Source organism: Streptomyces sp. NPDC127108 (assembly GCF_042677545.1).
Classification (GTDB): domain Bacteria; phylum Actinomycetota; class Actinomycetes; order Streptomycetales; family Streptomycetaceae; genus Streptomyces.
Map to the genome: position 1 here is coordinate 64590 of NZ_JBHXTE010000020.1, position 23465 is coordinate 88054.

Genomic DNA, 23465 nt, shown 5'->3' on the forward strand with positions numbered 1-23465 from the left:
TCAGACCAGCTTGGGCAGCAGCAGCTCGACGTCCGCCGCCGACAGCTCGACCCCGAAGACCTCGGCGAGCACCCCGGGCACCTCGTGCGGCTCCAGCTCCCGGCTCTCCGGCGGGCCCGGCCGCCCCGGCGTGACCGTGGTCAGCTGCCGGTTGTCGAGGAGGTGCAGCCGGTCGGGGTGCAGGCGCTGCACGAAGACGCGGTCGCTGAAGGCGGAGTGGCGGCTGCTGGCGCCGAAGTGGTTCGTGACGCGCAGGTCGGTGGGGTACTGCGGGTGCGGCGTGAAGGTGTGCCGGACCATCCAGCCGTCGCCGGAGTTGTCGGGCTGCCCCTTGCCCGCGGGCTGGTAGAGCGCCCAGCCGTCGGCGCCGGGCGTGACCTCCCTCCGCCGCAGCCGGTACGCCCAGGTGCCGTCCGTCACGTCCGTAGCGTCGGTCAGCTCGATGGGCTCCAGCGGGCTGGCCCCGAACCCGACATCGCTGAGCCAGCGCTTCCCGTCGAGCTCCACGATCACCGCGGCGTGCGTCTCGGGCCTGATCCTGGTCTCGCCCATCTGCACCCGCCCCTGGACCACGGTGAACCGGAAGCCGAGGCGTTCCAGGGCGGCGGCGTAGAGGGTGACGTGCTCGAAGCAGGTCCCGCCGCGACGGCCGCCGATCAGCTTGGCCTGGACGGACTCCAGGTCGAGCGGCCGGTACTTGCGCAGCACGGCCTCGATGTTCTCCCAGCGCACGGAGAGCACATGCGCGCGGTGCAGGGCGCGCAGCGTCGCGAGCGAGGGCGAGCGGTCCCCCTCGTGCCCGAGGTGAGCCAGATAGGCGTCGAGGTCGAGTGCGTCGCCGTTCCACATGCGGGGGCCTCCTCGTGTCGTCACGTCAATTGCCGACGCGCGCAGGGCGCTTGGCCGGCGTACGTACGACACAACGCGAAGATCCCGCCCGATCTTTCGATCGGGCGGGATCTTCTTGTGCAGTGGACCTGAGGGGATTTGAACCCCTGGCCCCCTCGATGCGAACGAGGTGCGCTACCGGACTGCGCCACAGGCCCTTGCAACGAGTAAAACTCTAGCATCCCCATCCGGGTGCTTGGAAATCCGTTCCCGTGCTGGTCAGGGAGGCAGGTCCGGGCCGGTCGAGGAGGCGGGCCCGCGGCGCCCCACAGGAGGTCGCCGGGCCCGCCCGTCACTCGTTGGCGGCGCGCGGGCGCCCGTCGGCGCCCTCGTCGTACTGGTCGAACAGCGGGGTGCGGCCGCGCTCGCGGGAGCGGCGGGCGGAGGCCGCGCGGCGGGCGTCGCTGCGGCCGCCGTCGGCCCCGCTCTCGTCGCCCTCGCCGCCGTCGGCCCGCTGCTCGTCGGCGGGCGCCGCGGTCTCGGGCACGGACCCGCGGTCGGCGGCGGGCTCGGCGGTGCTGGACCGGGCCGAGCTCCAGGTGTCGGGCGCGCCCAGGTCGACGCTGCCGGGGGCGCGCGGGGCGACCGGCGCCGTCACGTAGGTCGGCAGCGGCACCGGGACCGGGTCCCAGCTGTCGGCGCGGCCGGGGCCGTGCTGACGTTCGCGCTGCTGGTCGACCCACTCGGCGTGGTCGGTCTGCTCGACGAGGGCGCGGCGGTCGGCGGCGAGCGCCGACAGGCCGGTCTCCGACTCTGGGGCGGGCTCCTCGGCGGCGGGCTCGGCGCTCGCCTCGCGTCCGCGCGACTGCCGCTCACGCAGCCGCCGCGCGGCGGCCTCGGCCCGGCGCCGGTCCATCGTGTACGTGAAGCGGCGGCGCTCCTGGCGACGGAGGTAGACGATGTACGCGCTCAGCAGCGCGGCCGGGACGGCGGGCGCCCACAGGAACGCGAAGCCGCCGACCGCCGCGACGATCGTGCCGACCGTGAACGTGAGGAACAGCATCACCGTGGTGCGGCGGCGACGCGCGAGCACCTTCGTGCGCCGGGCACGGGCGGCGGCGTCGGCAGCGGCGGCACGCCGGGCGGCCGCGGACGGCCCCTGGCTCTGACTCTGGCCGTGGCCCTGGCCGTGACTCTGGCCCTGACCGTGCGCCTGGCCCTGCCCCTGGCCCCGCTCCGCGCCGGAGCCCCCGGCCGTCCTGGGCCCTTGCCCGGACCCCGACTTGGCGGCCGGACGCGCGCCGACGCGCGCCTGCGCGCCGGGCTTGGCCTGTTCGGCGGCGGACGCGCGGCCCTGGGGCCTGCCGGCGGGCGGGCGGGCGCGGGAGTCCGTGGCGCACCCCTCGCGTTCGGCTCCCGGAGGCACGGCGAAGGCCCGGACGTCGACCGAGTCGGTCACGGCGTCCGGGTCGCTGCGCGACTCCTCCTCCTCAGGCGAGCGCGCTTGCAGGTCCTTGGCGTACCGGCGCTCCATTCCCGCCCGTCCGGACAGCAGCCGGATGGCGGTGCTGAAGCGTTCCGTCGGACGAGCTTCGTTGAGCTCGTCCTGCCTACGGAGCCACATCGGCACCAAGTAGGCGGCCCAGGCCCCGACGATGACTGCGTAGATGAGGCCGCTGCTGCTCACGCCTCACACGGTAGAGGGGTTTTGTCGAGGCCATCCGCCAATTGAGCCGGTGTGTCGCACGATCTGGCTGATATCTCGAACTTTTTTTGTGACTGATGCGATCAACAGGCCGACGAGGCCCCGAATTTAACGGTCACTCACCGATCAATTTCGAACAGGTATTTCATTTATGAGAGTGGCAGCATTGTGCCGCGTCGGGGGCGCGACGGTCCGTCAGGCGCCCGTTCCACGCTCCGCGGACGGCATCACGCGGTGTCACGGGGTGTTCTGCGGACATGCCTACGGGGTGTTCTGCGGACGTGCCTGCTGCCACCGGCGCAGCAGCCCCTCGGGCACCTCTTCCACGGTGAGCGCGAACACCAAGTGGTCGCGCCAGGCCCCGTCGATGTGGAGATAGCGGGGCCTGAGCCCCTCCTCGCGGAATCCGAGTTTCTCCACGACCCGACGGCTCGGCGCGTTCTCGGGCCGAATGCAGACCTCGATGCGGTGCAGCCCGACGGTGCGGAAGCAGTGGTCGACGGCGAGCGCCACGGCGGTCGGCATCACGCCGCGCCCCGCGACCGACTCGTCGACCCAGTAGCCCACATGGGCCGAGCACATCGACCCCCAGGTGATCCCGGCGATCGTCAACTGGCCGACGAGGCGGCCCTGGAACTCGATGACGAACGGCAGCATGCGGCCCGCGTTCGCCTCGGCGCGCAGGTGCCGGACCATCTGCCGGTAGGTGGGGCGGTGGGCGACCGGGCCGCTGGGGGTGGGCGGCGGGATCGTGGCCTCCCAGGGGCGCAGCCAGTCGCGGTTGCGCCGGTTGACCTCCCGCCAGGCACGCTGGTCGCGCAGTTTTATCGGCCGCAGGACGACGTCGCCGTCCGTCAGTTCGGCGGGCCAGCTGGGGCTGTTCAGCTCGCACCCCCGTCGGTTCTCGGATGGTCGCCGCCGCGCAGCTGGTCGACGGCGTGGATCAACAGGGGCGTCAGGACGGCGATTCCGTCGCGCACGCCGCCGCTGGAGCCCGGCAGGTTCACGATCAGCGTGCGCCCCGCGACCCCGGCGAGGCCCCGGGAGAGCACGGCGGTGGGCACCTTCTCGCGGCCGTACGCGCGGATCGCCTCGGAGATGCCGGGGACGTCGTGGTCGAGGACGCGGCGGGTCGCCTCGGGGGTGGCGTCGGTGGGCGAGATGCCGGTGCCGCCGGTGGTGAGGATGACGTCGTACCCGGCGGCGACGCCCTCGCGCAGGGCCCGCTCCACGGGGTCGCCGTCCGGCACCACGAGCGGGCCGTCCACGGCGAAGCCGAGAGCGGCGAGGCCCTCGGCGAGGATCGGGCCGCCCTTGTCGGCGTAGACGCCCGCGGCGGCGCGGTTGGAGGCGGTGACGACGAGTGCCCGGTACGCCGTGCCCCCGCTTCCCTCGGCCGTCGCCCCGGCGTCGGCGGGCGCGCGGTCCGTCATGCCCCCGCTCCCTGCCGGTTCCAGTCGCCGGACTTGCCGCCCGTCTTCTCCTCGACCCGCACGTCCGTGATGACGGCGCCCTTGTCGACGGCCTTGACCATGTCGATGACGGTGAGGGCGGCGACGGTGACCGCGGTGAGGGCCTCCATCTCGACGCCGGTGCGGTCGGTCGTCTTCACGGTGGCCAGGATCTCCACGGCGTCGTCGGCGACGCTCAGGTCGACCTTCACTCCGGAGACGGCCAGCGGGTGGCACAGCGGGATCAGGTCGGGGGTGCGCTTGGCGCCCATGATGCCGGCGATGCGGGCGGTCGCCAGGGCGTCGCCCTTGGGTACGCCCTCACCCCGCAGCAGCTCGATCACGCGGGGCGAGACCAGGACGCGGCCGCTGGCGCGCGCGGTGCGGGCGGTCACGTCCTTCTCGGATACGTCGACCATGCGGGCGGCGCCCGCCTCGTCGATGTGCGTCAGTCGCTGCTGCGTGCTCATGTGCTGTGGCGCTCCCGGTCCGGGCGCCGCGCGGTGCGGTGCGCGGGCCTGCTGTGCGCGACACAGTACCGCCCCGGCGGCGACCCGCCCGAGCCGCACGCCCGCCCGGACACGGGGCCCGTCAGCCGAGCAGCACCACGTCGACGTCCGTGCCCGGCTCCACGGACGTGGTGTCCTCGGGGACGACGATCAGCGCGTCCGCGTGGGCGAGGGCGGCGATCAGATGCGACCCGGAGCCGCCGACCGGCGTCACCGTGCCCGCGTCCGCGTCATGGCGTCCGCGCAGGAACTGACGCCTCCCGGCGGGCGAGGTCAGCGCCTTGTCGGCGGTGAGCCGGGCCCGGACGGTGGGCCGGTGCACGTCCGGCAGGCCCATCAGGGCGCGCACGGCGGGCCGTACGAACATTTCGAAGGAGACGTACGAGGACACCGGGTTGCCCGGGAGGGCGAGGAGCGGGGTGTGGTCGGGGCCGATGGTGCCGAATCCCTGCGGCTTGCCCGGCTGCATGGCGAGCTTGCGGAACTCCACACCGCCGCCCGCGCCCAGGCCCTCCTCGTCGTCGGGGTCGCCGATGGAGTCGAGTGCCTCCTTGACGACGTCGTACGCCCCCACGCTGACGCCGCCCGTGGTGACGAGCAGGTCGGCGCGGATCAGCTGGTCCTCGATGGTGGAGCGCAGGATCTCGGCGTCGTCGGTGACCGCCCCGACGCGGTAGGCGATGGCTCCGGCCTCGCGGGCGGCGGCGGTGAGGGCGAAGCTGTTGGAGTCGTAGATCTGGCCTTCGGCCAACTCCTCGCCGGGCTGGACCAGTTCGCTGCCGGTGGACAGGACGACCACGCGCGGGCGCGGACGCACCTTGACCGTGCCCCGGCCGATCGCGGCGAGCAGGGCGATCTGCGGGGCGCCGAGGACCGTGCCCGCGGTGAGGGCGCGGTCCCCGGCGCGGACGTCGCTGCCCCGCGCGCGCACGTGGGCGCGCGCTTCGGCGGGGCGGTGCACCCGGACCTCGCCGGAGGCGCCCTCGGGGGCCGCGCTGTGGGCACGCATGCCGCTGGCAGGGCCCTGGCCGAGCCCGCCGTCGGTCCACTCCACGGGCACGACGGCCTCGGCGCCGGGCGGCAGCGGGGCGCCGGTCATGATGCGGGCGGCCTCGCCGGGGCCGACCGTGGGCTGCTCGCCCTGGCCCGCGGCGACGTCCCCGATGACCGTGAGGACGGCGGGGAACTCCTCGCTGGCGCCCGCGACGTCGGCCACCCGCACCGCGTACCCGTCCATGGAGCTGTTGTCGAACGGCGGCAGCGAGACGGGCACCGTGACGTCCTCGATCAGGACACAGCCCTGGGCGTCGAGGAGCTGGAGCTCGATGGGCTCCAGGGGGCGGACGGTCGCGAGGACGTCGTCCAGGTGCTCGTCCACCGACCAGAGCCGGTCCCGCCCTGTGGTGTGGTGCGTCGTCGTGCCGCTGCTGCTCAAGTGCTACATCTCCTCGGTGACGTAACTGCGAAGCCAGGCCTTGAAGTCAGGGCCCAGGTCTTCACGTTCGCACGCGAGTCTGACAATGGCACGCAGATAGTCGCCGCGGTCGCCGGTGTCATAGCGGCGGCCCTTGAAGACCACGCCGTGCACGGGGCCGCCGATCTTCTCGTCGGCCGCGAGCTGCTGGAGCGCGTCGGTGAGCTGGATCTCGCCACCGCGGCCCGGCTCGGTCTTGCGCAGTATGTCGAAGACGTGGGGGTCCAGGACATAGCGGCCGATGATCGCGTAGTTCGACGGGGCGTCCGCCGCCTCCGGCTTCTCGACCAGGTCGGTGACCTTCACGACGTCGCCGTCGGCGGTGGGCTCGACGGCCGCGCAGCCGTAGAGGTGGATCTGCTCGGGCGCGACCTCCATGAGCGCGATGACGCTGCCCCCGTGCCGCTCCTGGATCTCGACCATGCGCGCGAGCAGCGGGTCGCGCGGGTCGATCAGGTCGTCGCCGAGGAGCACGGCGAACGGTTCCCGGCCGACGTGGGGGGCGGCGCACAGGACGGCGTGACCGAGTCCCCGGGGGTCGCCCTGGCGGACGTAGTGCATGGTCGCCAGGTCGCTGGACTCCTGGACCTTCGCGAGCCGGGACTCGTCGCCCTTCTTCGCGAGGGCCGACTCCAGCTCGTAGTTGCGGTCGAAGTGGTCCTCCAGGGGGCGCTTGTTGCGGCCCGTGATCATGAGGACGTCGTCCAGGCCCGCGGCGACGGCCTCTTCGACCACGTACTGGATCGCCGGCTTGTCGACGACCGGCAGCATCTCCTTGGGCGTCGCCTTCGTGGCGGGCAGGAAGCGAGTGCCAAGTCCCGCTGCTGGGATGACAGCCTTGGTGATCTTGGGGGGAGACTCAGTCATGAGCGTTACCTTAACCGGTGCCTATGTGTGGAATCTGTGGCTCCGGAATATAGGCCCACATGTGCGCACAATAGGAAGGATTTGTGAGTTGACCATGGATCAACCCGGCCCGGGCAAGGGAAACAAGCGCACATTGCGCGCGGAGATCCTCGCGGTAAGACGCGGGTTGACGCCCGGTGACACGCAGAAGGCGACCACCTCCCTCGCCGAGCGCGCCCTGGAGTTGCCCGAACTCTCCGACGCCCGCACGGTCGCGGCGTACGTCTCCGTAGGCACCGAACCCGGCACCCGTGCCCTTCTGGACACCCTCCACGCGCGCGGGACACGTGTCCTGCTGCCCGTCTTGCTCCCGGACAACGACCTGGACTGGGCCGCGTACGACGGACCCGACTCCCTCGCGCCCGTCCAACACGCGGGAAAGATGACGCTGTTGGAGCCCGCAGGCCCGCGCCTCGGCCCTGACGCCGTCCTGGAGGCCGACACCGTGCTGCTCCCGGGGCTCGCGGTGGACGCGCGCGGGATGCGGCTCGGCCGCGGCGGCGGGTCGTACGACCGGGTGCTCGCCCGCCTGGAGCGCGCGGCGGTCTCGCCCGCCCTGGTGGTGCTCCTGTACGACTCCGAAGTGGTCGCGCACGTCCCGGTGGAGGCGCACGACCGGCCGGTGCACGCCGTGGTGACGCCGTCGGCGGTGCGCCGCTTCACGTGACCGGCGGGTGTGCTCCCGGAGCTTCCGCAGGGCGTCCCGTACGGCGAGCAGGGCGTCCCGTACGGCGAAAGGGCCCTCCACGCGCGCGTGGAGGGCCCTTTCCGATGTCACCCGACCCCGAGGGGCCGCCGGTGCGTGCCCGTCAGGGCTTGAGCACCAGGGTGTCGTCCGTGCTGTCCTCGACGGCCTTCTCCGAGTAGGCCCACGGCAGCAGTTCGCCCTTGATCCACTTGCCGGTCTGGTCGGTGTAGTGGTCGCTGTAGGCGTGCCCGGAGGCGCCGGTGAGGTTGATCCAGCGGGACTTGTCGAGGTCCTTCAGGTTGACGACCATCCGCATCGACGGCACCCAGATCACTCCGTAGCCGCCGGCCGCGTTCCAGCCGGTGGCGTTGACCGTGGCCTCGCCGCCGCCGAGCTTCCAGGGGCCGCGGTTGAGCACCCACTGGAGCCAGCCGGGACCCTCGGTGCCGAGCGTCTGGTTCTTCAGCGTGAGGGTGTGCAGACGCCCCCAGCTCCAGGTGTCGATGTCCTTGCCGAGCTTCGCCGTCAGATCCCAGCGGGCGTCCTCCATGGCCCGCGCGAACAGCTGGTCGCGGTTCTTGGTCTCCTTGTCGAGGCGCGTGCCCGGCGTCTTCCACCAGTCGTTCTTCTCGTCGTCGAGGATCTTGCGGATGACCTCGAAGTAGCGGTCGCCGCCGTCGGGCTGGGCGGAGTCCGCGTCACGCTGGCCGCACTCGCGCACCCGGTTCTCCTCGTCGGCCGGGCGGGTGTTGCCCGTCGGCTCGACGGACAGGCACTGGCCCTTGACGCGCAGCTCCTTGGGCAGCTTGTTGCCGATGGCGAGCTGCAGGATGCTGCGCCAGACGGCGTTGAAGTACGCGGCGGCGGCCGAATCGGCGTCCTGGGTGTAGTCCCAGCCCTCGAGGAGCTTCTGGGCCTCACGGACGTGCTTGTCGCTGATGTCGATCTTGAGCAGCTTGGGCACGAGCAGCCGGGCGATCTCGCTGCTGTTGTCCGACTGCATCAGCCGCATGTCCTCCGTGGAGATCTTGCCGCCGTTCTTCGTCTTGGACTTGATGAGGTCCTCGATGCGCTGGCTGCGCGCGCCGTAGCCCCAGTCGGAGGTGAGCTTGTACGGGTACTTCTTGCCCCCGTCGTCGTCGATCACGGCCTGGTTGGCGGTGACGATGTAGCCGCGCTTGGGGTTGTACTCGTACGGCAGCGCGTCCTGCGGGATCGGGTCGCCCCAGCGGTAGTCGGGGTCCCAGCCGGGCGCGGGCAGCGAGCCGTCGCCCTTGCCGCGGGTGGGGATCTTGCCGGGCGCCTGGTAGCCGATGTTGCCCTCGGTGTCGGCGTAGATCAGGTTCTGCGAGGGCACCTCGAAGTCGGCGGCGGCCTTGCGGAAGTCCTTGAAGTCCTTGGCCTTGTTCAGCTCGAAGACGGCGTCCATGGACTTGCCGGGCTCCAGGGCGGTCCAGCGCAGGGCGATGCCGTAGCCGTCGCCGCGGTCCGGCGCGGAGGCGTCGACCTGGGCCTTCTTGCCGACCTTGACCAGTTCGTCGTCGCGGTCGGAGATCAGCGGGCCGTTGTTCGTCTCCCGGACGGTGATCGTCTTGGTCTTGCCGCCCGCGACCTTGATCTTCTCCTCGCGGGCCTTGAACGGCACGATCTTGCCGTCGTACTGGTAGCCGTCGGCGGTGAACTTCTCCAGGTACAGGTCGGTGACGTCGGCGCCGAGGTTCGTCATGCCCCAGGCGATGTCCTTGTTGTGGCCGATGACCACGCCGGGCAGGCCGGAGAAGGTGTAGCCGCTGACGTCGTACTGGCACTTGGCGGACACCGACTTGCAGTGCAGGCCCATCTGGTACCAGACGGACGGCAGCTGCGGCGCGAGGTGCGGGTCGTTGGCGAGGAGCGGCTTGCCGGTGATGGTGTGCGCCCCGGCGACCACCCAGCTGTTGGACCCGATGCCGTTGCCGTTCGAGCCGAGGCCCGCGTCCGGGATCTTGTCGAGGACGTCGGAGAGGCCGGAGAGCTGGGACTGCAGGCCGCTGCCGGTGTTCGGGGAGCCTCCGGTGCCCGCGGTGCCGGTTCCGGTGCCTGTGCCCGTACCGGTGCCTGTGCCCGTTCCTGTGCCGGTCCCGGTGCCAGTGCCCGTACCCGTACCGCTGCCGGTCCCCGTGCCGGTGCCCGTACCCGACTGCCCGCTCGTCGAGTCGTCACCGCTGAACTTCTCGGTGACCCCGTTGTAGCGGCCCTCCTGCACGATGGGCTTGTGCAGGTCGAAGGGGTACTCCGGGTACAGGTCCTTGATCTGCGACGGGCCGAGGCGGCTCGTCATCAGGGAGCGGTCGATCTCGTCCTGCATGTTGCCGCGCAGGTCCCAGGCCATGGCCTTGAGCCAGGCGATCGAGTCGACCGGCGTCCACCGCTGCGGCTTGTAGTCGTTCTCGAAGGAGAGCGCCGCGTACTCCACGGAGATCTCCTTGCCCTCCTTGCCGTCGAGGTAGGCGTTGACCCCCTTGGCGTACGCCTGGAGGTACTTCTTCGTCTTCGGCGAGAGCTTGGAGTCGTACTCCTTCTTGGCAACGCGGTGCCAACCGAGAGTGCGCAGGAACTCATCGGTCTTGACCTGGCTCTTCCCGAACATCTCGGAGAGCTTGCCGGAGGTCATATGGCGGCGTACGTCCATCTCCCAGAAGCGGTCCTGCGCCTGCACGAAGCCCTGTGCCATGAACAGGTCCTCGTCGGACTCGGCGTAGAGCTGCGGAATGCCGTTGCCGTCGCGCTTGACCTCGACCGTGCCCGACAGGCCCTTCAGGTCGATGGAGCCCTTGGTCTGCGGGAAGGAGGCGCGGACGGTGCTGATGCTCCAGTACGCGCCGAAACCGATGCCTCCTACGACGGCCAGGACCAGGACGATCACGATCAGTCGGGCTCGGCGCCCCTTCTTCCTACCGGACTTGCGACCGGAAGAGGCGTTGGTGTTGGAGGGCATCGCTGTCCTTGCTGTCCTTCGCGAGCGGCAGGGCGGGGCTTGTGCGGGTCCTGGAGTGCTGGAGCAACCATAGGCGCAGGGCGATACGGCCCCGGACGCGGAGTCGGAAACCGGCATCGAACGAAGGTTCGGAGATGCTAGGCGGAGTGCAGGGGCGCGCGTCAAGAGCGCGTTAAAGCTTAGGTAACGTAACGAAGCATCACGGCTCGCTCGACGGAAGGATCAGCCCCTGTCTGTCCACGACCTCAACCAGCTTCTGCTCATCAGCTCGCTCGTCCTGCTCGTCGCGGTCGTCGCGGTGCGCCTCTCCTCTCGCAGCGGGCTGCCGAGCCTGCTGCTGTACCTCGGCATCGGCGTCGCCATGGGCCAGGACGGCATAGGCAACGTCACCTTCAACAACGCCCAGCTCACCCAGGTCATCGGTTACGCGGCGCTGGTCGTGATCCTGGCCGAGGGCGGCCTGGGCACCAAGTGGAAAGAGATCAAGCCGGCACTGCCCGCCGCGGCCTGTCTCGCCCTCGTCGGCGTCGCGGTCAGCGTCGGCGTGACGGCCGCCGGAGCGCACTACCTGGTCGGGCTCGACTGGCGGCAGGCGCTCATCATCGGCGCGGTGGTGTCCTCGACGGACGCGGCGGCCGTCTTCTCCGTGCTGCGCAGAGTGCCGCTCCCGTCCCGGATCACGGGAGTCCTGGAGGCGGAGTCGGGGTTCAACGACGCCCCCGTGGTGATCCTCGTCGTGGCCTTCTCCACCGCGGGACCGGTGCACCACTGGTACGTCCTGGTCGGGGAGATAGCCCTGGAGCTGGCCATCGGAGCGGCCATCGGGCTCGCGGTGGGCTGGCTCGGCGCTTACGGGCTGCGGCATGTGGCGCTGCCCGCGTCCGGTCTCTATCCGATCGCGGTGATGGCCATCGCCGTCGCCGCCTACGCCGCCGGGGCCATCGCCCACGGCAGTGGATTCCTCGCCGTGTACCTGGCCTCCATGGTGCTGGGCAACGCCAAGCTGCCGCACTGGGCGGCCACCCGCGGCTTCGCCGAAGGCGTCGGATGGATCGCCCAGATCGGCATGTTCGTCCTGCTCGGCCTGCTCGTCACGCCGCACCGGCTGCTCGACGACATCCTGCCCGCGGTGATCATCGGGCTCATCCTGACCGCGGTCGCCCGGCCGCTGTCCGTCGTGGTGGGCCTGCTGCCGTTCCGGATGCCCTGGCAGGAGAAGGCGCTGATGTCCTGGGCCGGGCTGCGCGGCGCCGTGCCCATCATTCTCGCCACGATCCCGATGGTGAACGGTGTCGACGACAGCGAGAAGATCTTCAACATCGTGTTCGTGCTCGTCGTCGTCTACACCCTGGTGCAGGGACCGACCCTGCCCGGCCTGGCCAGGATCCTCGGCATCGGCAAGGGCACGGAGGCCTCCGACCTGGGCATCGAGTCGGCACCCCTGGAGCGGCTCCGGGGCCATCTGCTCTCGGTGCCCGTACCGGAGGGCTCCCGTCTCCACGGCGTCGAGATCAGCGAGCTGCGGCTGCCCACGGGGTCCGCCGTCACCCTGATCGTGCGCGACGGCAAATCCTTCGTACCGGGCCCGACGACCGTGCTGCGGAACGGCGACGAGCTCCTGGTGGTGGCCACGGACCCGGTGCGCGACGCGGCCGAGCAGCGGCTGCGGGCCGTCGCCCAGGGCGGCAAGCTGGTGGGCTGGCTGGGGCTGCCGGGCGGGCAGCGATGAGGGGGCCGACGGCCTGACGGTCGCGGCGGCGCAAGGCCGGGCGGGGCCCGGAGCAGGAAGACGCAGGAAGACGTGGGGGCGTCTCGGGGGCAGTGCGGGGGCAATCGCAGGTGGCGGGGGTCTCACTTCTCGTAATCCCAGGTGTGTCTTGCGTGGCACCTGTACGATGAAGGCACACTCTGAACGTACCGACTGCATCGAATCTCGATCACTCGGTACCGACACTGATCGAACCAACTCTGTCTGACGCAGAGCTGGCGCGACCGTATGGCGGCCGCGGCGCCCTCGCAGTGGGCGACCGGTATCTACCGCAGTTCTGCGCAAGAGGACAGCTCTCGGCGCCGTCGCCCTGGAAAGCGGCCGCGCTACCAGGCAGCAGAAAGGCAAGGGCCGTGGCGTCCACGGTCACCGAACCCCGCCCGGGCTACGGACAACTTCTGCGCACCCCTCGCGCCTGGACCTTCCTGCTTCCGGGATTCGCCGCGCGGCAGCCGTTCGCGATGCTCACCATCTCCATCGTGCTGCTCGTGCAGCACACCACCGGCTCGTACGGGGCCGCCGGTGCGGTGTCGGCCGTCACCGGCGTCTCCATGGCCCTGTTCGCGCCCTTCACCGGCAAGCTCGCCGACCGCTTCGGACAGCGCGCCGTCCTGCTGCCCGGCGTCCTCGTGCACACCGCGTCCGGCGTCACCCTGACCGTGCTCGCGCTGACCGACGCCCCCCTGTGGGCGCTCTTCGTGGCCGCCGTGCCGACCGGTGCGTCGACCCCGCAGATCGGGCCGATGGTGCGCGCACGCTGGGGCGTCAAGCTCCAGGGCACCCCGCTCGCGCAGACCGCGGCGGCCTTCGAGTCCGTCACCGACGAGCTGACCTTCGTCCTCGGCCCGCTGGTCGCCACCGCGCTGTGCACCGGCGTCGACCCCGCGGCCGGACTGCTCACCGAGGCGGGCCTCACCCTCGTCGGCGGTCTGCTGTTCGCCGCGCAGAAGAGCACCCAGCCGAAGCCCGCCGCCGCGGGCCACGCGCGCGTGGGGCACGATTCGGCGCTGCGGGTGCCCGGCGTACGCGTCCTGATCGTCGCGTTCCTCGGCATCGGCACCGTCTTCGGCGGCATGCAGGTCTCCCTGGCCGCCTTCACCGAGTCCATCGGGCAGCCCGGCCTGAACGGCGTCCTGTACGGCACGTTCGCCGCGGGCAACATGCTCTCCGGGATCGCCTGCGGCGCCATCGCCTGGAAGATCGCCCCGCAGCGGCGGCTCGTCCTCGGGTACGCCGGACTGACGCTGATGGCGTCCGGCCTGTGGGCCGCGCACTCCGTGCTGCTGCTCGCCGGGCTCGGCCTGCTCGTCGGCGTCTGCATCGCGCCCGCCCTGATCACCGGCTACACGCTGGTCGACAGCCTGGTCGCGCCGACCGCCCGCACGGAGGCCTTCACCCTGCTCACCGGCGCGGTCGCGCTCGGGCAGGCGGCGGCCGTCACGGTCGCCGGACAGCTGGAGGACCGCTTCTGGGACGGCGCCGGATTCCTGGTGCCCCTCGGCGGCACGGCGCTCGCGCTGGCCGTGCTCCTGTCGCTGCGCTCCCGGCTCACTCCGAAGAGCCAGGGCCGCACCGTCGCACGTGGCGTCGGTCACCGCGTGCCGGTGACGGTGGACTGATCCCGCGGAATACGTCACTATGGACCGTCGTTAGCACTCATCGAGTGAGAGTGCCAGGAGGAAGCAAGTGCCGACGTACCAGTACCAGTGCACCGAGTGCGGCGAGGGCCTCGAGGCGGTGCAGAAGTTCACCGATGACGCCCTGACCGTGTGCCCGAACTGCGACGGACGCCTCAAGAAGGTGTTCTCGGCCGTCGGCATCGTCTTCAAGGGCTCCGGCTTCTACCGCAACGACAGCCGCGGCTCGTCGTCCAGCAGCTCGCCCGCGTCGACGTCGTCCTCGACCTCCACGTCGAAGTCGTCGGACTCCTCGTCGTCCTCTTCCTCGTCGACGTCGTCCTCGTCTTCCTCCGCGTCCTCGTCGTCGAGCTCCTCCTCGTCGTCGACGAGCTCCTCGGCGGCCTGACCGGGCCCCACAGGGACCCCGGCCTCCCGCCGGACCCCAGCACTTCCCAGGACCCCGCTGTCGTACGACGGCGGGGTCCTCGGCGTATCCGGGCCCGGCTACTGTGCTGGCCATGGTGAATACGGCGAACGCGACTCAGGCCGAGATCGGCGTCATCGGCGGCTCCGGCTTCTACTCCTTCCTCGACGACGTCACCGAAGTGCACGTCGACACCCCCTACGGCTCCCCCAGCGACTCCTTGTTCCTCGGTGAGATCGCCGGGCGTCGGGTCGCCTTCCTGCCGCGCCACGGCCGCGACCACCATCTGCCTCCGCACCGCATCAACTACCGCGCCAACCTGTGGGCGTTGCGCTCCCTGGGCGTGCGCCAGGTGCTCGCCCCGTGCGCCGTCGGCGGGCTGCGGCCCGAGTACGGTCCCGGCACGCTCCTGGTGCCCGACCAGCTCGTGGACCGTACGCAGTCCCGTCCGCAGACCTACTTCGACGGCCTTCCGCTGGCCGATGGCAGCACGCCGAAGGTCGTGCACGTGTCGCTCGCCGACCCCTACTGCCCGACGGGCCGCGCCGCCGCCCTCAAGGCCGCGCGCGGCCGCGACTGGGAGCCGGTGGACGGCGGCACGCTCGTGGTGATCGAGGGGCCCCGGTTCTCGACCCGCGCCGAGTCGCGCTGGTACGCGGCGCAGGGCTGGTCCGTGGTGGGCATGACGGGTCACCCCGAGGCGATCCTCGCCCGTGAACTGGAGCTCTGCTACGCGTCGTTGACCCTCGTCACGGACCTCGACGCGGGCGCCGAGTCCGGCGAGGGCGTCTCGCACGACGAGGTGCTCCAGGTCTTCGCCGCCAATGTGGGCCGGCTGCGGACCGTGCTGTTCGACGCGGTGGCGGGGCTGCCGGCGAACGCGGAGCGGGACTGTCTGTGCGTGGGGGCGCTGGGTGGGCTTGAGACGGGGATTCGGTTGCCGTAGGGGGTTCCGCGCCGGTTTCGGCCCGGGTCGGCGCGGGTCGGCGCGGGTGGAACTTCCCCTTCGGGTGAGGGAGTTGTCCACAACCGGCAAGTAGTGCACGGGGCTCAGCGGGATCTGGCGGGGGCCTGCATCGTGAGAGCGGAATCCGGACCGGGATCAGGGTCCGGGCCTCTCACGGTGGGTGGTGGTCGTCATGCCGCAGGTCCCTTCACGTACACATACGTCTCCGCCCGGCCGGGGCAGCGGTGCGCCGCCGCCCTGCCAGGTGCCGCACTTCTCCCCGCTGCACGTGCGCGGTGGGCGGCAGCGACTGCGGCGCCTGCTGCGGCACCGACGGCGGGCGCTGGCCGTGGGCCTCGCGATGACGGCGGCGGCGCTGGTGACCGCGGGGCCGCGTGAGCCCGAGCGGCCCCAGCCCCAGGGGTCCGCGGCGCCCGTCACCGCCGGGGAGCACGGCGATGACCCGGCGCCGCACCGGACGCGGCGGGCCGCCCGGCTGGTGACGGCGCCGGTGCGCATCGCGGACGCGGCGACGGTGCGGCTCCTGCGGCCGGGCGACCGGGTGGACGTCGTGGCCGCGGGCGGCGCGGAGGTGGACGGCACGGGGGCCGGTGCGGCGAGTGCGCGGCCGGGCGGGGAGGCGCGGGTGGTCGCGGTCGGGGCGCGGGTGTCCGAGGTGCCGGACTCACCCGACGCGGTGGCCGAGGGCGGGGCCCTGGTCGTCCTCGCGGTGCCGCGCGCGACGGCGGCCAGGCTCGCCGGGGCGAGCGCGACGGCCCGGCTCGCGGTGACCCTGCGATGAGCTGGGTACATACCCGCCCGGCGGGCAGAAGTGCGTACGACACGGCTGACCGCCCGTCAAGTCGCTCGTTCGCGTTATGGAATTGGACAGGGCTGCCACGCCCTGCCGTAGGTTGCGAGGCGGTTTGCCGCACAATCCGCACATGCAACGAAAGGCTCAGTGGTGAGCGAGAAGAAGGATCCGGGCATCTGGCAGGGCTTCAAGGCCTTCCTGACGCGCGGCAATGTCGTCGACCTGGCCGTCGCGGTCGTCATCGGCGCCGCGTTCACGAACATCGTGAACTCGGTGGTGAAGGGCGTCATCAACCCGCTGGTCGGCGCCCTGGGCACCAAGGATCTCGACCACTACAGCTCCTGCCTGAAATCACCGTGCGTGGTGAAGAACGGCGAGGCGGTCAGCGGCATCCCGATCCTGTGGGGCTCGGTGCTCAGCGCCACCCTCAGCTTTGTGATCACCGCCGCGGTCGTCTACTTCCTGATGGTCATGCCGATGGCGAAGTACTTGGCCAAGGCGGCCGCGCGGCAGGCGGCGAAGGAGGGCACGCAGGAGGTCATCGAGGTCTCGGAGCTGGAGGTGCTCAAGGAGATCCGCGATGCGCTGGTCGCCCAGCGGAGCGGCGGGGACGACCGGCAGGGCGGCGACCAGACGCCCGGCGGCGAGGGCAGGCCGGGCGGCTCCGGGCTCTGACCCGGGGGCCCTGGTGGGCCCGGGGGCTCGGGCGGGCTCAGATGTGGTGGGGCGGCTTCTCGTCCAGGAAGCGGGCGAGGTCGGCGGCGCTGTCGCCGGACGACGTCGGCCGCTCACCCCACCCGCGGTCCGTGTCGTCCGAGGACTGCTGCGTCAGCGGGTCGTCGAAGACCAGCGCGTTCGCCGGCTTCTTGGCGTCCTGCCGGGGCTTCGCGTCCTTCGGATCGCGCGGTTCGGGGGCGGGGGCGGTGCTCATGACTCCAGCGTACGTCCGCGGGGAGCGGCCGGGGTGGCCGAGGCGACCGGGACGACCGGGGACACCAGGACTACCGGGGGCACCGGGGCTACCAGGGTCATCGGGGCGGCGGGAGGTGTCAGACGGCCCGCAGGCCCCGTGCGGCGAAGATCTCCCTGGCCGCCGCCAGCTGTCGCGGGGTCGGCGTGGGGGTGTCCCGGAGGGTGAAGTCCTTGCCGAGGGCGTCCCACTTCGCCATGCCGAGCTTGTGGAAGGGCAGCACGTCCACGCGGGAGACATTGCCGAGCCCGGCGGCAAAGCGGGCGACGCCGTCGACGTTGGCCGGGTCGTCGGTCAGACCGGGCACGAGGACGAAGCGCACCCAGACGTCCTTGCCGAGGGCGGCGAGGCGGTCGGCGAAGTCGAGGGTCGGCCGCAGGGGGCGCCCGGTGACCCTGCGGTACGTCTCGCGGTCCCAGGACTTGATGTCGAGCAGGACGAGGTCGACGTCGCGCAGCAGGGCGTCAGTGGCCCGGGCGCCGAGGAAGCCGGAGGTGTCGAGGGCGGTGTGCAGGCCGAGCTCGTGCTTGAGCCGGTGCAGGAGTTCGCCGGTGAAGACGGGCTGGAGGAGGGGTTCGCCGCCGCTGACGGTGGCGCCGCCGCCTGCGGCCGCGATGAACGCCGTGTACTTGGCGGCTTCCGTGAGCACGTCGTCGACGGTGCTCCGGCGCCCGGAGCGCATCCGCCAGGTGTCGGGGTTGTGGCAGTACAGGCAGGTGAGCGGGCAGCCCGCGAGGAAGGTGACGAAGCGCGTGCCGGGGCCGTCGACGCCGGTGGACAGGTCCCAGGAGTGGACGGAGCCGGTCACGGGGCGGCGGGTGACGGCGGCCGCAGGGGTTGTCGCGGGGGTTGCCGCGGGGGTCGTGTCGGGTCCGAGCAGGACGGTCATGGCGGGTCTCCCGGACTTCCGTGGACGGGACGTGGTGGCCGCGGCGCCCGGGGCCGGGGTGAGGGCCCGGCCCCGGGGCCGCGAGTCGGCGGGGCGCGGCAGGGACGTGGCCCGGGGCGCGCCCGGGGCTCACAGGGAGCCGTGGAAGGTGCGGTTGATGACGTCGAGCTGCTGTTCGCGGGTGAGGCGGACGAAGTTGACCGCGTAGCCGGAGACGCGGATGGTCAGCTGGGGGTGGTTCTCGGGGTGCTCCATGGCGTCCTGGAGGGTGGCCTTGTCGAGCACGTTGACGTTCATGTGGAAGCCGCCGCTCGCCATGTAGCCGTCGAGGACTCCGGCGAGGTTGACGACCCGCTCGTCGGGGGTGCGGCCGAGGGCGTCCGGGGTGATGGTGTTGGTCAGCGAGATGCCGTCCTCGGCGTCGTCGTAGTCGAGCTTGGCGACGGACAGGGCCGAGGCGATGTAGCCGTGTGCGTCGCGGCCGTTCATGGGGTTGGCGCCGGGGGCGAAGGGCAGGCCCGCGCGGCGGCCGTCGGGGGTGTTGCCGGTCTTCTTGCCGTAGACGACGTTCGAGGTGATCGTCAGGACGGACTGGGTGTGCACGGCGTCGCGGTAGGTCGGGTGCAGGCGGATCTTGCCCATGAAGTCGGAGACGATCCGCCGGGCGAGGGCGTCGGCACGCTCGTCGTTGTTGCCGTAGGCCGGGTAGTCGCCCTCGATCTCGTAGTCGACGGCGAGGCCGGTCTCGTCGCGGACGACCTTGACCCGGGCGTGCTTGATGGCCGAGAGCGAGTCGGCCGCGACGGAGAGCCCGGCGATGCCGCAGGCCATGGTGCGCAGGATGTCCTGGTCGTGCAGGGCCATCTCGAGGCGCTCGTAGGCGTACTTGTCGTGCATGTAGTGGATGACGTTGAGCGCGTGGACGTAGGTCTCGGCGAGCCGGGCGAGCATCGCGTCGTAGCGTTCGGCGACCGTGTCGTAGTCGAGGTGGTCGCCCTCGATCGGCTCGAAGCCGTCGACGACGAGCTTGCCGGTGAGCTCGTCCCGGCCGCCGTTGATGGCGTAGAGCAGGGCCTTGGCGACGTTGACGCGGGCGCCGAAGAACTGCATCTGCTTGCCGACGGCCATCGCGGAGACGCAGCAGGCGATCGCGGTGTCGTCGCCGTACTTGGGGCGCATCAGCTCGTCGGACTCGAACTGGATGGCCGAGGTGTCGATGGCGACGCGGGCGGCGAAGTCCTTGAAGGCGCGGGGCAGTCGGCCGGACCAGAAGACGGTCAGGTTCGGCTCGGGGGCCGGGCCGAGGTTGTAGAGGGTCTGCAGGGCGCGGAAGGTGGTGCGGGAGACCAGCGGGCGGCCGTCCTCGCCGATGCCCGCCATGGACCAGGTGACCCAGGTGGGGTCGCCGGAGAAGCCCTCGTTGTACTCGGGGGTGCGCAGGAAGCGGACGATGCGGAGCTTGATGACGAAGTCGTCGATGAGCTCCTGGGCGTCGGACTCGGTGATGAGGCCGCGGTCGAGGTCGCGCTGGAGGTAGACGTCCAGGAAGCCGTCGATGCGGCCGATCGACATGGCCGCGCCGTTCTGCTCCTTCACGGCGGCGAGGTAGCCGAAGTACAGCCACTGCACGGCTTCGCGGCCGGTGCGGGCGGGGCCGGAGATGTCGTAGCCGTACGACAGGGCCATGGCCTTCAGTTCACCGAGGGCCTTGATCTGCTCGGAGATCTCCTCGCGGTCGCGGATGACGTGCTCGGTCGGCCAGTCGAGGCAGCGGCGGGCCTTGTCGGCCTCCTTGGCGGCGATGAGGCGGTCGACGCCGTAGAGGGCGACGCGGCGGTAGTCGCCGATGATGCGGCCGCGGCCGTAGGCGTCGGGCAGGCCGGTGATGAGGCCGGCGGAGCGGCAGGCGCGGATCTCGGGGGTGTAGGCGTCGAAGACCCCTTCGTTGTGGGTCTTGCGGAGGTGGGTGTAGATGTCCTTGACGGCGGGGTCGGCCGCGTAGCCGTAGGAGTTGAGCGCGCTCTCGACCATCCGCCAGCCGCCGCCTGGCATGATGGCGCGCTTCAGCGGGGCGTCGGTCTGGAGGCCGACGATCAGGTCCTTGTGGTCGGCTGCGGTGCCGTCGACGTAGCCGGGCTTGAAGGCGTCGATGCGGGAGGGCGTCGCGGTGTCGACGTCGTGCACGCCGCGCTCGTTCTCCTCCGGGAACATCGAGAGGAGTCGCTGCCAGACGGCGGTGGTGCGCCGCGTGGGGCCGGTGAGGAAGGCCGCGTCGCCTTCGTACGGGGCGTAGTTGTGCTGCACGAAGTCACGGACGTCGATGGAGTCGCGCCACAGGCCGCCCTTGAAGCCGTCCCAGGCCCTGCCGTGCGGCGTCGGATCCGCGGGAGTCGCATCCGCAGAAGTCGCTTCCACCGGAGTCGCATCCGCAGGAGTCGCAGTCATGGCCCGCACCTTCCGAGTCGCCGTGTCGCTACGGCTCCATTCCACTCCCGCACGGGCGGTCAGGGGCGCCGCGTTGGTCCCGGCTTGAGGGCCACAAGTCCCTTCGGCGGCCCGGGTTTCGCGGGGCGATCCGGGGTGAGCTGGGGGTTCGCGGAGGACTTTGGTCCCGTGTTCGCTTGTGAAGGCATTCACAATATCTTGGCGGCCGACACTGCGGTGAGGGGGCGCCCGCACCACCCACTCGGGTGCTCCGGCCCCGACACGGCTCGCACCGGGACGGCTGGCCACCGGGCTCTGCTGTTGTTGGCCCATGACGTCGACCACTCCCCCGCCGGGTGCCGCGACCGCCCCACCCGCACCGCCTCCCCCACTGCGTCCGATGGTCGCCCGCGGCCGCGAGGAGGAGCACCGCGCCGCGACACCGCTGGAGCTCTTCTTCGACCTGTGCTTCGTGGTGGCGGTCGCCCAGGCCGGCGTGCAGCTGGTGCACGCGGTCGCCGAGGGGCATCCGGGCGAGGGGGTCCTCAACTACGCGATGGTGTTCTTCGCGATGTGGTGGGCCTGGATGAACTTCACCTGGTTCGCGTCGGCGTACGACAACGACGACACGCTGTACCGGGTCGTGACGCTCGTCCAGATCGCCGGTGTCCTGGTGCTCGCGGCCGGGGTCTCGAAGGCCTTCCAGGACCACGAGTTCCTGGTCGTCTGGCTCGGCTACCTGATCATGCGGCTCGCCCTGATCACCCAGTGGCTGCGGGCGGCGGCCTCGACGACGGGGGACGAGCGGCGCACGGCGCTGCGGTACGCGGGCGGGGTCGCGCTGTGCCAGGTCGGCTGGCTGGGGCTGCTGCTCCTGCCGGAGGGGGCGCGGGGGTGGACGTTCCTGGTGATGGCGATCGCCGAGATGGCGGTGCCGACGTGGGCGGAGCGGACCCGGACGACTCCCTGGCATCCGCATCACATCTCCGAGCGGTACGGCCTCTTCACGATCATCGTGCTCGGCGAGACGATCGCCGCGGCGACGGTCGCGGTGAAGTCGGGCATCGACGAGAACGACGCGCTCGGCGAGGTCCTTCCGATCGCCGCGGGCGGGCTCCTCCTCGTCTTCGCCGCCTGGTGGATCTACTTCGTGGTCCCGATCCACGGCCATCTGCGCTCCAACAGCCAGGCCTTCCTGTGGGGTTACGGCCACTTCGTGATCTTCGCGTCGGCGGCGGCGATCGGGGCGGGCATCGAGGTCGCGGTGGAGCAGGCCGTCGGCAAGGCGCACATCTCGGAGACGGCGGCGTCGGCGGCGGTGACGATCCCGGCGGCGGTGTACATGTTCGCGGTGTGGCTGCTGCACTCGCGCTACTTCAAGGTCGGCCTCGCGCAGCAACTGGTGCTTCCGGTGACGGCGTTGGCGGTGCTCGCGTGCACGTTCGCGGGCCGCTGGGCGGTGTTCGCGGCGGGGGTCGTGGCGGCGCTCGCGGTCGTGACCGGGGTGACGCTGACGTCGCGGATGGTGCGGGCCGAGTCGGCGTGACGCCGCCCGCGGGGCGATTCGGCGTGACATCACCCGTGGGCCGAGTCCGACGTGGCGTCGCCTGCGGGCCGAGCGGCCGGATGCCGCCGGGGTGCCGTCAACACCCGTGATACGCATGGCGCATGACGACACGTGACGTACCGAAGGAATCCGGGCGGGCCGGAGGGCTGACCGACGTGGCGGGGCTGCGGGTGGGGCACGCGGGGCGCGCCGGTGACGGCTGGCTCTCCGGCACGACGGTCGTGCTCGCCCCCGAGGGCGGGGCGGTCGCGGCCGTGGACGTACGCGGCGGCGGCCCCGGCACCCGGGAGACCGACGCGCTGGACCCGCGGAACCTGGTGCAGCGGGTGGAGGCGGTGGTCCTCACAGGCGGCAGCGCGTACGGGCTCGACGCGGCGGGCGGGGTGATGGCGTGGCTGGAGGAGCAGGGCCGCGGGGTGCGGGTCGGCCCCGACCCGGCGCACGTGGTGCCGGTGGTGCCGGCGGCGTGTGTGTTCGACCTGGGGCGCGGCGGCGACTTCGGGGCGCGGCCGGACGCGGCGACGGGGCGGGCGGCGGCGGTGGACGCGGCAGGCAGGGAGAGCGGGCACGCGGTGGCCCTGGGCGCGGTGGGCGCGGGAATCGGGGCGGTGGTCGGGCAGGTCAAGGGCGGGATCGGCACGGCGAGCACGGTGCTCGGCTCGGGGGTCACGGTGGCCGCGCTGGTGGTGGCGAACGCGGCGGGGTCGGGGATCGAGCCGCGGACGGGGGTGCTGTACGGGCAGCTCTTCGGGGCGGGAACCGGGGCTGAGGCCGGAGCCGGGGCTGAGGCCGGGAATGGGATCGGCGCGGACGCCACCACCGACACCAATGCCGACACCAGCACGGACACCGGCACCGGCCCGGACGCCGACACCGGCACGGGCACCGACGCCCGCACGGGCGCCGACGCCGACGCCGACGCCGCTGACGGTCCCCCCGGGACCACCAGGGCCGCCGCCCTCGTGACCCCACCTCCGCCCGAGGTGCACGCGGAGGCGCTGCGGCGGCTCGCCGAGGCCGCGGCGCGGAACGTGGCGCCGCCGCTGAACACGACGCTGGCCGTCGTCGCCACCGACGCGGCGCTCACCAAGGCCCAGGCGCAGAAGCTCGCGGGCACGTCGCACGACGGCATGGCGCGGGCCGTGCGCCCTGTGCACCTGCTGAACGACGGCGACACGGTGTTCGCGCTCTCGACCGGCACCCGGTCGCTGGACGAGGCCGATCCGCTGGCGCTGAACGAGATCCTGGCGGCGGGCGCGGACATGGTCACGGAGGCGATCGTCGGGGCGCTGCTCGCGGCGGAGTCGGTGGAGACACCAGCGGGAACATTCCTGGCATACCGGGATCTTTATCAGCAATAGCCCAGGCGTCGGTGAATCATCGGCAAGGGATATTAAGTCCCTTTTAATCTCGTGTTGTTAACGTCGGACGGGGGCGCTCCGGTGTGCCTGCACTCACACCCCCACACCGGAACCATTCCGTCGCCGGGGCGCTCCTTACTCGTAC

20 protein-coding genes and 1 tRNA gene are annotated in these 23465 nt (G+C 71.7%); 9 read left to right on the plus strand and 12 right to left on the minus strand.

Translation table 11 applies throughout. The annotated features are described in order from the left end of the window. From ACFVHO_RS18555 to galU, 8 genes are all read right to left on the minus strand, one after another. Positions 1 to 849 (minus strand): arylamine N-acetyltransferase, encoded by an 849-nt coding sequence (locus ACFVHO_RS18555; protein WP_385715321.1) that lies wholly within the window; start codon positions 847 to 849, stop codon positions 1 to 3. Between the two features lie 123 nt (positions 850 to 972). Further along, positions 973 to 1046 (minus strand) — tRNA-Ala (locus ACFVHO_RS18560). Positions 1047 to 1180: 134 nt separating this feature from the next. After that, complete coding sequence (gene glpR, locus ACFVHO_RS18565; protein ID WP_385715324.1) at positions 1181 to 2515, minus strand: gephyrin-like molybdotransferase receptor GlpR; 1335 nt, start codon at positions 2513 to 2515, stop codon at positions 1181 to 1183. 279 nt (positions 2516 to 2794) lie between these two features. Further along, positions 2795 to 3418, minus strand: a complete 624-nt coding sequence (locus tag ACFVHO_RS18570) for a GNAT family N-acetyltransferase (protein ID WP_385715566.1) — start codon at positions 3416 to 3418, stop codon at positions 2795 to 2797. Then, complete coding sequence (locus tag ACFVHO_RS18575) at positions 3415 to 3966, minus strand: molybdenum cofactor biosynthesis protein B (RefSeq protein WP_385715326.1); 552 nt, start codon at positions 3964 to 3966, stop codon at positions 3415 to 3417. Before ACFVHO_RS18575 ends, ACFVHO_RS18570 begins: the two co-directional genes overlap by 4 nt. Beyond that, positions 3963 to 4454, minus strand: a complete 492-nt coding sequence (gene moaC, locus ACFVHO_RS18580) for a cyclic pyranopterin monophosphate synthase MoaC (protein ID WP_385715329.1) — start codon at positions 4452 to 4454, stop codon at positions 3963 to 3965. Before moaC ends, ACFVHO_RS18575 begins: the two co-directional genes overlap by 4 nt. 121 nt (positions 4455 to 4575) lie before the next feature. After that, entirely contained in the window at positions 4576 to 5928 is a 1353-nt protein-coding gene (gene glp, locus ACFVHO_RS18585) for a gephyrin-like molybdotransferase Glp (protein ID WP_385715332.1), read from the minus strand. A gap of 3 nt (positions 5929 to 5931) precedes the next feature. Then, positions 5932 to 6834, minus strand: a complete 903-nt coding sequence (gene galU / locus ACFVHO_RS18590; RefSeq protein WP_030359420.1) for a UTP--glucose-1-phosphate uridylyltransferase GalU — start codon at positions 6832 to 6834, stop codon at positions 5932 to 5934. A gap of 94 nt (positions 6835 to 6928) precedes the next feature. Between galU and ACFVHO_RS18595 the strand changes: the two genes are divergently transcribed. Beyond that, a complete protein-coding gene (locus tag ACFVHO_RS18595) occupies positions 6929 to 7540 on the plus strand; it encodes a 5-formyltetrahydrofolate cyclo-ligase (protein WP_385715334.1) in 612 nt (203 codons plus the stop codon). Positions 7541 to 7682: 142 nt separating this feature from the next. Here the strand turns inward: ACFVHO_RS18595 and ACFVHO_RS18600 are convergent, their stop codons facing one another. Further along, complete coding sequence (locus tag ACFVHO_RS18600; RefSeq protein ID WP_385715337.1) at positions 7683 to 10538, minus strand: penicillin acylase family protein; 2856 nt, start codon at positions 10536 to 10538, stop codon at positions 7683 to 7685. A 229-nt stretch (positions 10539 to 10767) separates the two neighbouring features. Between ACFVHO_RS18600 and ACFVHO_RS18605 the strand changes: the two genes are divergently transcribed. The 6 genes from ACFVHO_RS18605 to mscL all read left to right on the plus strand — a co-directional run bounded on the left by ACFVHO_RS18605 (position 10768) and on the right by mscL (position 16784). Continuing rightward, positions 10768 to 12267 (plus strand): potassium/proton antiporter, encoded by a 1500-nt coding sequence (locus tag ACFVHO_RS18605; protein WP_385715569.1) that lies wholly within the window; start codon positions 10768 to 10770, stop codon positions 12265 to 12267. Positions 12268 to 12659: 392 nt separating this feature from the next. Beyond that, entirely contained in the window at positions 12660 to 13925 is a 1266-nt protein-coding gene (locus ACFVHO_RS18610; protein ID WP_385715339.1) for an MFS transporter, read from the plus strand. Between the two features lie 67 nt (positions 13926 to 13992). After that, positions 13993 to 14331: an FmdB family zinc ribbon protein gene (locus ACFVHO_RS18615; protein ID WP_385715342.1), complete on the plus strand. Its 339-nt coding sequence runs from the start codon at positions 13993 to 13995 to the stop codon at positions 14329 to 14331. A 112-nt stretch (positions 14332 to 14443) separates the two neighbouring features. Then, positions 14444 to 15295: an S-methyl-5'-thioadenosine phosphorylase gene (locus ACFVHO_RS18620; protein WP_385715344.1), complete on the plus strand. Its 852-nt coding sequence runs from the start codon at positions 14444 to 14446 to the stop codon at positions 15293 to 15295. A 193-nt stretch (positions 15296 to 15488) separates the two neighbouring features. Further along, entirely contained in the window at positions 15489 to 16097 is a 609-nt protein-coding gene (locus tag ACFVHO_RS18625) for an RcpC/CpaB family pilus assembly protein (RefSeq protein WP_385715347.1), read from the plus strand. Between the two features lie 162 nt (positions 16098 to 16259). Further along, on the plus strand, positions 16260 to 16784 hold the full coding sequence (gene mscL, locus ACFVHO_RS18630; protein WP_385715350.1) for a large conductance mechanosensitive channel protein MscL: 525 nt from the start codon (positions 16260 to 16262) through the stop codon (positions 16782 to 16784). Between the two features lie 37 nt (positions 16785 to 16821). Here the strand turns inward: mscL and ACFVHO_RS18635 are convergent, their stop codons facing one another. The 3 genes from ACFVHO_RS18635 to pflB form a co-directional block, all read right to left on the minus strand. After that, positions 16822 to 17040: a hypothetical protein gene (locus tag ACFVHO_RS18635; RefSeq protein WP_385715353.1), complete on the minus strand. Its 219-nt coding sequence runs from the start codon at positions 17038 to 17040 to the stop codon at positions 16822 to 16824. Between the two features lie 118 nt (positions 17041 to 17158). Further along, positions 17159 to 17968 carry a pyruvate formate-lyase-activating protein gene (gene pflA / locus ACFVHO_RS18640; RefSeq protein WP_385715356.1) on the minus strand — a complete coding sequence of 270 codons (810 nt, stop codon included), beginning with the start codon at positions 17966 to 17968 and terminating at the stop codon, positions 17159 to 17161. A gap of 129 nt (positions 17969 to 18097) precedes the next feature. Then, positions 18098 to 20413 carry a formate C-acetyltransferase gene (gene pflB / locus ACFVHO_RS18645; RefSeq protein WP_385715359.1) on the minus strand — a complete coding sequence of 772 codons (2316 nt, stop codon included), beginning with the start codon at positions 20411 to 20413 and terminating at the stop codon, positions 18098 to 18100. A gap of 310 nt (positions 20414 to 20723) precedes the next feature. Between pflB and ACFVHO_RS18650 the strand changes: the two genes are divergently transcribed. Beyond that, complete coding sequence (locus tag ACFVHO_RS18650; protein ID WP_385715362.1) at positions 20724 to 21938, plus strand: low temperature requirement protein A; 1215 nt, start codon at positions 20724 to 20726, stop codon at positions 21936 to 21938. A gap of 122 nt (positions 21939 to 22060) precedes the next feature. After that, a complete protein-coding gene (locus ACFVHO_RS18655; RefSeq protein WP_385715365.1) occupies positions 22061 to 23320 on the plus strand; it encodes a P1 family peptidase in 1260 nt (419 codons plus the stop codon). Positions 23321 to 23465: the final 145 nt, after the last annotated feature.

Excerpts from the sequence above, each read along its gene's own strand:
- ACFVHO_RS18555 (WP_385715321.1), bottom strand. The coding sequence starts at position 849 with ATGTGGAACGGCGACGCACTCGACCTCGACGCCTATCTGGCTCACCTC.
- ACFVHO_RS18650 (WP_385715362.1), top strand. The coding sequence starts at position 20,724 with ATGACGTCGACCACTCCCCCGCCGGGTGCCGCGACCGCCCCACCCGCA.
- pflB (WP_385715359.1), bottom strand. The coding sequence starts at position 20,413 with ATGACTGCGACTCCTGCGGATGCGACTCCGGTGGAAGCGACTTCTGCG.
- ACFVHO_RS18620 (WP_385715344.1), top strand. The coding sequence starts at position 14,444 with ATGGTGAATACGGCGAACGCGACTCAGGCCGAGATCGGCGTCATCGGC.
- ACFVHO_RS18575 (WP_385715326.1), bottom strand. The coding sequence starts at position 3,966 with ATGACGGACCGCGCGCCCGCCGACGCCGGGGCGACGGCCGAGGGAAGC.
- galU (WP_030359420.1), bottom strand. The coding sequence starts at position 6,834 with ATGACTGAGTCTCCCCCCAAGATCACCAAGGCTGTCATCCCAGCAGCG.
- ACFVHO_RS18635 (WP_385715353.1), bottom strand. The coding sequence starts at position 17,040 with ATGAGCACCGCCCCCGCCCCCGAACCGCGCGATCCGAAGGACGCGAAG.
- ACFVHO_RS18595 (WP_385715334.1), top strand. The coding sequence starts at position 6,929 with ATGGATCAACCCGGCCCGGGCAAGGGAAACAAGCGCACATTGCGCGCG.
- ACFVHO_RS18655 (WP_385715365.1), top strand. The coding sequence starts at position 22,061 with ATGACGACACGTGACGTACCGAAGGAATCCGGGCGGGCCGGAGGGCTG.
- moaC (WP_385715329.1), bottom strand. The coding sequence starts at position 4,454 with ATGAGCACGCAGCAGCGACTGACGCACATCGACGAGGCGGGCGCCGCC.
- ACFVHO_RS18600 (WP_385715337.1), bottom strand. The coding sequence starts at position 10,538 with ATGCCCTCCAACACCAACGCCTCTTCCGGTCGCAAGTCCGGTAGGAAG.
- pflA (WP_385715356.1), bottom strand. The coding sequence starts at position 17,968 with ATGACCGTCCTGCTCGGACCCGACACGACCCCCGCGGCAACCCCCGCG.
- ACFVHO_RS18625 (WP_385715347.1), top strand. The coding sequence starts at position 15,489 with ATGCCGCAGGTCCCTTCACGTACACATACGTCTCCGCCCGGCCGGGGC.